Source organism: Halomonas sp. ANAO-440 (assembly GCF_019915905.1).
GTDB classification, from domain to species: domain Bacteria; phylum Pseudomonadota; class Gammaproteobacteria; order Pseudomonadales; family Halomonadaceae; genus Halomonas; species Halomonas chromatireducens.
In genome coordinates this window covers 66,860-77,597 of the sequence record NZ_JAHXBV010000039.1, presented here as the reverse complement: position 1 = coordinate 77,597, position 10,738 = coordinate 66,860, and the positions used below count along the sequence as shown (strand labels likewise).

The following is a 10,738-nucleotide window of genomic DNA, read 5'->3' as shown; positions in this document are numbered from 1 at the left end:
ACCGCCGGTAACGTTTGCCCGTTGCCGGCAGCGGATGCGTACTTTACGGGCTGGGGGCCGCGGCCGCAAGGACTTTTGTCGGAAAATTTCACCGCCCGCCCGAAGCGCCTATCCACAGGCGGTTTCGGGCGAGTAGCTGTGGACAAGCATGCCGGCGCGCTGCACCGATCCTCCAGCGCGACGCCCGCACAGCGCGACGCCCGCACAGGGCGGGCGTCGCAACGAAAGGCCAGAGAGAAACCGGACTTCAGCCCGTGGCAGGGGGCTGCTTCATCTTGCGCATTATCGCTTGAGTCGGGCCGGATGCCACATAGGCACCGAACAGTAATAGCAGCATCACCGAGGGCTCCACCGAGATCACCACGAAACCCAGCACGATGGCCAGCAGCACCACGAAGGGAACCGGCCCCTTGAGGTCGATCTCCTTGAAGCTGTAGTAGCGGATATTACTGACCATCAGCACGCCAGCGGCAGCCACCACCAGCAGCATCAGCACTTTGAATCCAACGGCATCGGCATCGAAGCTGTGAAAGGTCCATACACTTGCCGCCACGAAGGCGGCAGCCGACGGGCTAGGCAGGCCAACGAACCACTTCTTGTCGACGCTGCCGACCTGCACGTTGAACCGCGCCAGGCGCAAGGCAGCACAGGCCACATAGAGGAAGGCCACCACCCAGCCGGTCTTTCCGATGTCCTGAAGGATCCAGGTGAAGGCCACCAGCGCCGGCGCCACGCCGAAGGAGACCATGTCGGAAAGGCTATCGTATTCGGCACCAAAGGCACTCTGGGTATTGGTCATGCGGGCGACACGCCCATCCAGGCCATCGAGCACCATGGCGATGAAAATGGCCACCGCGGCGGCAGTGAAGTCACCATTGATACCGGCCACCACGGAGAAGAAACCGGCAAACAGCGCCGATGTCGTGAACAGATTGGGCAGCAGATAGATTCCCCTGCGCCTCACCTTCTTGCCGTCTTCAATGGATTCCTCGATAACCTCCGTTTCGCGAACGAAAGCGGCGGCCAGGTCTTCCTCGGCAGGGGGGAGGCGTTCGTGCTCGGCCGGGGCGGACTCAGCACTCTCATCACGTGGGTCATGCTCGGTATTACGGGGATCCTGACTCATTCGTCTCGTCCATTGCCAGAATGGGGTCGCCCAAAGGCGATGCCTTCATTCTACACGCTGTCACCGAAGCGCATAGCGCAGTGGATACCTTCGGATATGCCAAGGGCGCGGAAATCCGCGCCCTTGGCATTGTACTGCCGAGCCGAGACTCAGTTCTTGGACTTGTCCACCAGTTGGTTGGCGGCAATCCACGGCATCATGCCGCGCAACTTGGCACCGACCTGTTCGATGTCGTGCTCGGCATTCAGGCGACGACGGGCGGTCATCGACGGATAGTTACTGTTGCCTTCGTTGATGAACATCTTGGCGTATTCGCCGGTCTGGATGCGCTTGAGTGCGTTGCGCATCGCCGCACGCGACTGCTCGTTGATGATCTCGGGGCCGGTCACGTACTCGCCATACTCCGCGTTGTTGGAGATGGAGTAGTTCATGTTGGCGATGCCGCCCTCGTACATCAGGTCAACGATCAGCTTGAGCTCATGCAGGCACTCGAAGTAGGCCATTTCCGGGGCGTAACCAGCCTCGGTCAGGGTCTCGAAACCGGCCTTGACCAGCTCGACCGCACCGCCGCACAGCACGGCCTGCTCACCGAACAGGTCGGTCTCGGTCTCGTCCTTGAAGGTGGTCTCGATGATGCCGCTGCGGCCACCGCCGACGCCGGCAGCATAGGAGAGCGCCAGCTCCTTGGCGGTGCCGGAGGCATCCTGATGAATGGCGATCAGGTCAGGGATACCGCCGCCCTTGACGAACTCGGAGCGCACGGTGTGGCCCGGCGCCTTGGGCGCGATCATGATCACGTCCAGGTCGCGGCGCGGCTCGATCTGGTTGTAGTGGATGTTGAAGCCGTGGGCGAAGGCCAGGGTGGCGCCCTGCTTCAGGTTAGGCTCGACCTCGTTCTCGTAGATAGCCTTCTGGTTCTCGTCCGGCGCCAGGATCATCACCACGTCGGCGCTCTTGCACGCCTCCGGCACGCTGGAGACCTTGAGGCCTGCGGCCTCGGCCTTGGCCGCGGAGGACGAGCCGGCACGCAGGGCGACGGTGACGTCGACACCCGACTCCTTCAGGTTGTTGGCATGGGCATGGCCCTGGGAACCATAGCCGACGATGGTGACCTTCTTGCCCTGGATGAGGGAGAGATCGCAATCCTTGTCGTAATAAACGCGCATGTTGTGCTCCTGAAGTGGTTAACCGAAGGTTTGAGGTGTCAGCGTTGATGGCCACCCGCGCCGTCTGTCGCGGCACTGGGATTCCTGCCATCCGATGCCGCCACCTTACGCCAGCACCGACATTGCGTAAAACGCTATATTTGCAATATGACATGCCGAAATATGAAATAATCAGAGCATGGACATGCGACCCCTCAAGCAATTTCTCGCCCTTGCCGATACGCTGCACTTCGGTCGTGCCAGCGAACTCTGCCACGTCAGCCCTTCCACGCTCTCGCGCACCATTCGCCAACTGGAGCAAAACCTGGAAGTACCGCTGTTCGAGCGCGACAACCGCCATGTGACCCTGACCCCCCAGGGCCTGCACTTCCAGGACTACGCCAGGGACACCCTGGCGCAGTGGGAAGTGCTGCGCCACACGCTGAGCCGACATGCCGACGAACTCGCCGGCGAGATCAGCATCTACTGCTCGGTCACCGCCAGCTACAGCTTCCTCTACGACTTGCTCAGCGATTTTCGCCTGCGCCACCCGCGAATCGAACTCAAGCTGCATACCGGCGACCCCGCCGAATCCATGTCACGGGTACTCGACGGCGAAGAGGACATGGCGATCACGCCTCGCCCCCGTAGCGTGCCCGGTCCGCTGGCCTTCAAGTCGCTGACTCGCTCGCCGCTGGTCTTCATCGCCCCCGCCGCCCAGGCCGACTGGATTCCCGGCACGCCCGAATCCCCCTCCACCACCCAGTGGCAGAACGTGCCGATGATTCTCTCCGAGGCAGGTCTGTCGCGGGAGTACAGCGATACCTGGTTCAAGGCCCTGGGCGTCGCCCCGCGCATCTATGCCCAGGTCGCCGGCCACGAGGCGATCGTCAGCATGGTCGGCCTGGGCTTCGGGGTCGGCGTGGTGCCGAAGATCGTGCTCGACAACAGCCCGCTCCTCGAGCGGGTCAGGGTGCTGCCGGTCAAGCCGGAGCTGCCCCACTACGACGTCGGGCTGTGCGTGCTCAATCGCCGCCTGAGAAGCCCGCTGATCCAGGCCCTGTGGGACGAGGTAGTGGAACGCTGAGACGAAAAAGCCGCCCCGAAGGGCGGCTTGGAAGGCGTCAAGAGGTACGAATCAGAGGCTGAGGACTTTATCCCCGCGGGCAATACCGGATACCCCCGTCCGTGCCACTTCGAGAATGCCCACCGGCCCCATGGCCTGGAGGAAGGCATCCAGCTTGCCGGCGTCACCGGTGATCTGCACCGTGTAGAGGCTCGGCGTCACATCGACAATCTGCGCGCGGAAGATATCCACCGTGCGCTTGACCTCGTCGCGGGCCGCCCCCAGGGCCTTGACCTTCACCAGCATCAGCTCGCGCTCGATGTGGTTGCCCTCGGTGAGGTCGACCAGCTTGATCACGTCGATCAGCTTGTTGAGATGCTTGGTGATCTGCTCGATGACCCGGTCGTCGCCCACGGTGGTCACGGTCAGCCGTGAGAGCGACGGGTCCTCGGTGGGCGCCACGTTCAGCGTCTCGATGTTGAAGTTGCGCTGCGAGAACAGCCCCACCACACGAGACAGAGCGCCCGGTTCGTTTTCCATCAGAATCGAGATGATATGACGCATCAGGTCCGCTCCGTCTTGGAAAGCAGCATGTCACGCATGGAGCCCAGTGGCACCTGCATCGGATAAACGTGCTCGCGCGGGTCGACGATGACGTCGAGGAACACCAGCTCATGGTTGTCGGCGAAGGTGCGCTCGAGCGCCGGGCCGAGTTCATCCTTCGTCTCCACCCGCAGCGCAGTGAAGCCATATGCCTCGATCAGCTTGCTGAAGTCGGGCAGCGACTCCATGTAGGAGTGCGCATGGCGCGACTTGTAGTTGAGGTCCTGCCACTGCCGCACCATGCCCAGCGAGGCGTTGTTCAGGTTGACGATCTTCACGCCGCCGCCGAACTGCTTACAGGTCGACAGCTCCTGCATCATCATCTGGAAGCTGCCTTCGCCGGTGACGCAGATCACCTGTTCATCCGGGAAGTTCTGCTTGATGCCCATGGCCGCCGGGAAGCCGAAGCCCATGGTGCCGAGCCCGCCGGAGGTAATGAAACGATTGGGCTTGTCGAACTTGTAGTATTGGGCCGCGAACATCTGATGCTGACCCACGTCGGTGGTCACGTACGCCTCGCCACGCGTGGCCTCGCAGAGCGCCTCGATCACCTCCTGCGGCTTGAGCGCCTCACCCGAGTGAGAGGGTTCGTAAAGCTTGCCCGCCCGCTCCTCGCGCCAGCCTTCGATCTTTTGCCACCACTCGCCCAGCGCGTCGGGATGCTCGATCTCCTTGCCTTGCAGCAGGCTGATCATCTCGTTGATCACGCTACCCGCCGGCCCGACGATGGGCACGTCCGCCCGCACGGTCTTCGAGACCGAGCTGGGGTCGATATCTACATGCACGATCTTGGCCGTGGGACAGAACTTGGAGGTGTTGTTGGTGACCCGGTCGTCGAATCGCGCCCCGATGGCGATAATCAGGTCGGCATGGTGCATCGCCATGTTCGACTCATAGGAGCCGTGCATGCCCAGCCAGCCCAGGCACTGACGATCGCTCTGCGGGTAGGAGCCGATGCCCATCAGCGTGGTGGTGATCGGATAGCCCAGCCGCTTCACCAGATCGGTGAGACCTTCGCTGGCCCGACCGGTGACCACACCGCCGCCGGTGTAGAACATCGGCCGCTTGGCCTTGAGCATCAGGTCGACGGCCTTCTTGATCTGGCCGGTATGACCACGGGCCACCGGGTTGTACGAGCGCATCTTGATCTTCTTGGGATAGACGTACTCGTAGCGTTCGGTAGGGGCGGTCATGTCCTTGGGAATGTCCACCACTACCGGGCCGGGACGGCCGGTTGAAGCCAGGTAGTAGGCCTTCTTGAGCACTTCCGGAATCTCGGACGGGTGCTTGATCGAGAAGCTGTGCTTCACGATGGGCCGCGTCACCCCGATGATATCGGTCTCCTGGAAAGCATCTTCGCCGATAAGGTGGCTGGCCACCTGGCCACACAGCACCACCATGGGTATCGAGTCCATGTAGGCAGTGGCGATGCCGGTAACGGCATTGGTAGCGCCGGGACCGGAGGTCACCAGCACCGTGCCGGGCTTGCCCGAGGCCCGAGCATAGCCGTCGGCGGCATGGGTCGCCGCCTGCTCGTGGCGCACAAGAATGTGCTTGACCTTGTCCTGGCGGAACAGCGCATCGTAGATGTGCAGCGCCGCGCCACCGGGATAGCCGTAAATATATTCGACGCCCTCATCCTGCAGGAATCGGGCAATCATGTCCGCGCCGGAAAGCAGTTCCACGTGTGTTTCTCCCCTGGAGGTCTCGAGTGCGATCCGCGCCCACAGGCGGGCACGGGTTCGAGTGCGACGGTATGTCGCTGCCGGATACGCCGGCACCTGATGCCAAACCCTGGCAATTGGCCCTGTTGGGGCCTGCACTCTCATTCGGGAACTCAGATTTATTGCTGCGCTCGCGCCATAAATCATGCGTTCCCTTCACGGCGGTTAACCGCGTCGGGGCGTTGGCCAGGACGGGCGGTTGGCCCGGTCCCGGTAGTCCTTCGGCGGGTAAAGGCGACACGGCCTACCCGTCACGCGGTAATGGGGGGTTGCCCGCAGAGTCCGCGCCCGCAAATCAGGAACGGTCAAGATTCCAATAGCGCCGCAGCAGTGTCAACCGCCAAGCGATTTTTGCTAGCCCAGGGGGTGAATCTCCGCAAGATTTAAAATAAAAAAGCCCGCCGGTAAAAGGCTGGCGGGCAAGGGGGTTACAGGACGCAACCTGTATTCAGTGTAGACAGTCGGCAATATCGTGGCCGACCAACTGCGTAACGCTTTGTGTCAGGCGCTGAACGACAATTTCCCGTTCTCGGCGGTCACACGTATCACGTCGCCGGGACGAAACTTGCCCGCCAGCAGATCCTGGGCCAACGGATTCTCGATGCGGCTCTGGATCGCTCGCTTGAGCGGCCGGGCACCATAGACCGGGTCGAAGCCCACCACGGCCAGTTGGGCAAGGGCTTCGTCGCTGACCTCCAGCCCCAACTGATACTCGGCGAGCCGAGCGCGAAGGCGATCAAGCTGGATGCCGGCAATGGCCTGGATCTGCTCTTGCATGAGGGCGTGGAACACCACCACCTCGTCGATGCGGTTGATCAGCTCCGGCCGGAAGTGGTCGCCGACCACCGCCATCACCATCTCCTTCATCTGCTCGTAGTCGCTGTCATCACCGCCCATGCGCTGGATGATGTCCGAGCCCATGTTCGAGGTCATCACGATCACGGTGTTGCGGAAATCCACGGTGCGACCCTGGCCATCGGTCAGGCGACCGTCCTCCAGCACCTGCAGCAGGATATTGAACACATCCGCATGGGCCTTCTCCACCTCGTCGAGCAGCAGCACCGAGTAGGGCCGGCGACGCACCGCCTCGGTAAGGTACCCCCCCTCCTCGTAGCCGACATAGCCGGGAGGCGCACCGATCAGCCGTGCCACGGAGTGTTTCTCCATGAATTCCGACATGTCGATGCGCACCATGGACTCCTCGGTGTCGAAGAGGAAATGGGCCAGCGCCTTGCATAGCTCCGTCTTGCCCACCCCGGTGGGGCCAAGGAACAGGAAAGAGCCGTTGGGGCGATTGGGGTCCGAGAGACCTGCTCGAGAGCGGCGCACGGCGTTGGCCACGGCGGTAACCGCCTCATCCTGGCCGATCACCCGCTCATGCAGTGATTCCTCCATGCGCAGCAGCTTGTCGCGCTCGCCCTCCAGCATCTTGGCCACCGGGATGCCGGTCCAGCGCGATACCACCTCGGCGATCTCCTCCTCGGTGACGTTGGAGCGCAGCAGCTGGTGCCGGGAGGTATCGGCTTCCGCCTCGCTGCTCTCGGCGATCTTTCGCTCCAGCTCGGGAATCACCCCGTACTGTAGCTCCGACATGCGTGCGAGATCGCCCTGGCGACGCGCCTGTTCCAGGTCGATGCGCGCGCGCTCGAGCTCCTCCTTGAACTGCCCCGCCCCCTGAATGCTGGCCTTCTCGGCCTTCCAGACCTCGTCGAAGTCGGCGTATTCACGCTCGAGATCGTCGATCTGCTCCTGGAGGCTTTCGAGCCGCTTCTTCGACGCCTCATCGGTCTCCTTCTTGAGGTGCTCACGCTCCATCTTCAGCTGGATCAGCCGCCGGTCGAGCCGGTCCATCACCTCCGGTTTGGAGTCCAGTTCCATGCGGATGCGCGACGAGGCCTCGTCGATCAGGTCGATGGCCTTGTCGGGCAGCTGCCGGTCGGTGATGTAGCGGGTCGAGAGCTTGGCCGCGGCGATGATAGCACCGTCGGTGATATCGACCTTGTGGTGTACCTCGTAGCGCTCCTTGAGCCCGCGCAGGATCGCCACGGTGTCCTCCTCGGAGGGCTCTTCCACCAGCACCTTCTGGAAGCGGCGCTCCAGGGCAGCGTCCTTCTCGATGTACTTGCGGTACTCGTCCAGGGTGGTGGCACCCACGCAGTGCAGCTCGCCGCGGGCCAGCGCCGGCTTGAGCATGTTGCCGGCGTCCATGGCACCCTCCGCCTTGCCGGCGCCGACCATGGTGTGCAGCTCGTCGATAAACAGGATCACCCGGCCCTCCTCCTGAGCAAGCTCCTTGAGCACCGACTTGAGGCGCTCCTCGAACTCGCCGCGGAACTTGGCCCCTGCCAGCAGCGAGCCCATGTCCAGCGACAGCACCCGCTTGTCCTTGAGCCCTTCCGGCACCTCGCCGTCGACGATGCGCTGGGCCAGGCCCTCGACGATGGCGGTCTTGCCCACGCCGGGCTCACCAATCAGCACCGGATTGTTCTTGGTGCGACGCTGCAGCACCTGGATAGTACGGCGGATCTCGTCGTCGCGGCCGATCACCGGATCGAGTTTGCCGCTGGCGGCCCGCTCGGTGAGGTCCAGTGTGTATTTCTCCAGAGCCTCGCGCTGCTCCTCGGCATTGGGGTCCTCGACCCGCTCGCCACCCCGCAAGCTATTGATGGCCGTCTCCAGTGACTTGCGCGTCACGCCGGCCTGGGTCAGCAGCTTGCTCACGCCATGGCGCATTTCCAGCGCCGCCAGCAGCACCAGTTCGCTGGCAATGTACTGATCACCGCGTTTCTGCGCCTCGCGGTCGGTGAGATTGAACAGCTTGATCAGGTCACGGGAGGGCTGCACCTCCCCCTCGAACTGGCTGACCTGGGGCAGGTCGTCGAGATAACCCACCAGGCTGTCGCGCAGCCGGGCAGGGTCGCCGTCGGCTCGCTGTATCAGCGCCTTGACGCCGGTGTCGCTGGCATCAAGTAGCGCCAGCAGCAGGTGGCCGGGGTCGAGCTGGTTGTGCCCACGCCCCACGGCCAATGATTGTGCATCAGCCACGGCGTTCTGCAGCTTGCCGGTAAACTTGTCGAATCGCATTCGATCACTCCTCCATCGGGGTGGCGGCGCTGCTTGGACGCGCCGCTTGGCCCTGTCATATCGCGTTTGACAGTATCAATGGAGTCAGCGTGGCCGGCTTTCAAGTCGCCCGCCAGGGAAAGGGGGTTCAGGTTGACACAGGTCAGGCTATGCCAGAGAGCGGCGCCTGAAAGCCAAGCTCACCTTAGCCAGATCACGCTGGCCATCCGCCCGGTTCGGCCGTCATCACGGCGATAGGAGTAGAAGCGCGACTCGCAGGCGGTACAGAAGTGGCCGCCGCTGACATGAGACACGCCAAGCCGCTCCAGCCGCAGCCGGGCCAGCTTGTATAGATCGCCCATGAAATGACCCAGGCGATAGGGGCTCGGGTCGAAGGCGGCCTCTGCCTCGGGGTGGACCCCAGAGAACGCTTGCTGCACCTCGGGGCCGACCTCGAACTGGGCATTGGAGATCGCCGGACCCAGCCAGGCCATTACCTCTTCCGGTGGCACGCCCAGCGCCGCCACCGAGGCTTCCAGCACGCCGCCGGCCAGCCCGCGCCAGCCCGCATGGGCCACGCCCACCCGGGTGCCCTGCCGATTGCAGAAGAAGACTGGCAGGCAGTCGGCGGTAAGTACCACGCACGCGTAGCTTGAATCGAAGGCCACGGCGGCATCGGCATCGGGCATGGCCTCGGAGTAGCTGGCCTGAACCCGGGCGCCATGTACCTGATTCAGCCACAACAGCGGCCTGTCTCTGTCGACTTCATCCGTCAGCAGCCGGCGGCAGAGCGCCACATGATTGGGGTTGTCACCCACCCGGTCGCTCAGATTGAAACTGGCGAAGTCTCCCTGACTGGGACCGGACTCGCGAGTGGTTACGAAGGCACCGACACTCAGGGGAGCCGGCCAGTCCGGCTCGATCAGGGTGGGCTGCAGGTGAGGAGCATCGCTCATAGCATTGCCTCGCGGTCGTCGCGGAGATAGTCGATCAACATCAGCAGATCATCGGGCAGGGCGGCACGAAACTCGACTCGCTCGCCACTGGCAGGGTGATCGAAGGCCAGCTTGCGGGCATGCAGCGCCTGGCGGGGAAAGCCGCGCAGCAAATCCTTGAGCCCCTCACTGGCGCCTGGCGGCAGCTTGAGGCGCCCCCCATAGACCGGGTCGCCGATCAGGGGAAAGCGTTGATGGGCCAGGTGGACGCGGATCTGGTGGGTGCGCCCGGTCTCTAACCGGCAACGTACATGGGTGTGGGCGCGGAATCGCTCCACCACCCGGTAGTGGGTCACCGCGGGCTTGCCGTTGGCGGTGACCGCCTGTCGCTTGCGGTCCTTGGGGTGCCGACCGATCGGCGCATCCACGGTTCCCCCGGCCGTCATTACTCCCACCGACACGGCATCGTATTCCCGCGAGACCGTGCGCGTCTGCAGCTGGTCGACCAGCGCGGTCTGGGCGGTCAATGTCTTGGCGACCACCATCAACCCGGTGGTGTCCTTGTCCAGGCGATGCACGATCCCCGCCCTGGGCACCATGGCGAGCGTCGGGCAGTGATACAGCAGTGCATTGAGCAGCGTGCCGTCGGGATTGCCCGCCGCCGGGTGGACCACCAGCCCCGCCGGCTTGTTGATGACCAGCACTTCGTCGTCCTCATGGACCACGTCAAGGGGAATATCCTCAGCCTCGAAGCGGGTATCATCCTCGAGCTCGGCGACGAGGCGCAGCCACTCGCCGCCAGCGACCTTGTCCTTGGGCTTGCCGGCCAGGCCATCCACCGTCAGGGCACCCTGCTTGATCCAGCCCTTGAGCCGTTCGCGTGAATGGTCGGCAAAGAGCTCTGCGGCAGCCTGGTCCAGTCGGACTCCGGCAAGGGAAACGGGCACTCGTTGCTGGGCTTCCAAAATCTGGGGCATATAGGGGCTATCGCTGGGAAGGCACCGGAGGACTGCGTTTTCACGCAAGGTGCTTTATAGTGGACGGGTTACGGCCAATCCTACCATGGCCGACACGGG

Annotated in this window: 8 protein-coding genes; 1 reads left to right on the top strand and 7 read right to left on the bottom strand. The window is 63.4% G+C overall.

What is annotated here, in order from left to right; translation table 11 throughout:
- Nucleotides 1-247: 247 nt before the first annotated feature.
- A complete protein-coding gene (pssA, locus tag KZO25_RS18440; RefSeq protein WP_066443602.1) occupies nt 248-1,126 on the bottom strand; it encodes a CDP-diacylglycerol--serine O-phosphatidyltransferase in 879 nt (292 codons plus the stop codon).
- A gap of 149 nt (nt 1,127-1,275) precedes the next feature.
- Entirely contained in the window at nt 1,276-2,292 is a 1,017-nt protein-coding gene (gene ilvC, locus KZO25_RS18435) for a ketol-acid reductoisomerase (RefSeq protein WP_223138059.1), read from the bottom strand.
- 178 nt (nt 2,293-2,470) lie between these two features.
- Between ilvC and ilvY the strand changes: the two genes are divergently transcribed.
- Nucleotides 2,471-3,358 (top strand): HTH-type transcriptional activator IlvY, encoded by an 888-nt coding sequence (gene ilvY / locus KZO25_RS18430; RefSeq protein WP_223138058.1) that lies wholly within the window; start codon nt 2,471-2,473, stop codon nt 3,356-3,358.
- A gap of 51 nt (nt 3,359-3,409) precedes the next feature.
- Here ilvY and ilvN read toward each other — a convergent pair whose 3' ends face one another.
- From ilvN to rluD, 5 genes are all read right to left on the bottom strand, one after another.
- On the bottom strand, nt 3,410-3,901 hold the full coding sequence (ilvN, locus tag KZO25_RS18425; protein WP_043511804.1) for an acetolactate synthase small subunit: 492 nt from the start codon (nt 3,899-3,901) through the stop codon (nt 3,410-3,412).
- On the bottom strand, nt 3,901-5,625 hold the full coding sequence (locus KZO25_RS18420) for an acetolactate synthase 3 large subunit (RefSeq protein ID WP_223138057.1): 1,725 nt from the start codon (nt 5,623-5,625) through the stop codon (nt 3,901-3,903). The genes ilvN and KZO25_RS18420 overlap by 1 nt, the downstream gene beginning before the upstream one ends.
- Before the next feature lie 540 nt (nt 5,626-6,165).
- Complete coding sequence (clpB, locus tag KZO25_RS18415) at nt 6,166-8,748, bottom strand: ATP-dependent chaperone ClpB (RefSeq protein WP_066443586.1); 2,583 nt, start codon at nt 8,746-8,748, stop codon at nt 6,166-6,168.
- Nucleotides 8,749-8,927: 179 nt separating this feature from the next.
- Nucleotides 8,928-9,683 (bottom strand): peptidoglycan editing factor PgeF, encoded by a 756-nt coding sequence (pgeF, locus tag KZO25_RS18410; RefSeq protein WP_223138056.1) that lies wholly within the window; start codon nt 9,681-9,683, stop codon nt 8,928-8,930.
- Nucleotides 9,680-10,639 carry a 23S rRNA pseudouridine(1911/1915/1917) synthase RluD gene (rluD, locus tag KZO25_RS18405; protein ID WP_066443583.1) on the bottom strand — a complete coding sequence of 320 codons (960 nt, stop codon included), beginning with the start codon at nt 10,637-10,639 and terminating at the stop codon, nt 9,680-9,682. The genes pgeF and rluD overlap by 4 nt, the downstream gene beginning before the upstream one ends.
- Nucleotides 10,640-10,738: the final 99 nt, after the last annotated feature.

Excerpts from the sequence above, each read along its gene's own strand:
- pssA (WP_066443602.1), bottom strand. The coding sequence starts at position 1,126 with ATGAGTCAGGATCCCCGTAATACCGAGCATGACCCACGTGATGAGAGT.
- ilvC (WP_223138059.1), bottom strand. The coding sequence starts at position 2,292 with ATGCGCGTTTATTACGACAAGGATTGCGATCTCTCCCTCATCCAGGGC.
- ilvN (WP_043511804.1), bottom strand. The coding sequence starts at position 3,901 with ATGCGTCATATCATCTCGATTCTGATGGAAAACGAACCGGGCGCTCTG.
- clpB (WP_066443586.1), bottom strand. The coding sequence starts at position 8,748 with ATGCGATTCGACAAGTTTACCGGCAAGCTGCAGAACGCCGTGGCTGAT.
- rluD (WP_066443583.1), bottom strand. The coding sequence starts at position 10,639 with ATGCCCCAGATTTTGGAAGCCCAGCAACGAGTGCCCGTTTCCCTTGCC.
- pgeF (WP_223138056.1), bottom strand. The coding sequence starts at position 9,683 with ATGAGCGATGCTCCTCACCTGCAGCCCACCCTGATCGAGCCGGACTGG.
- ilvY (WP_223138058.1), top strand. The coding sequence starts at position 2,471 with ATGGACATGCGACCCCTCAAGCAATTTCTCGCCCTTGCCGATACGCTG.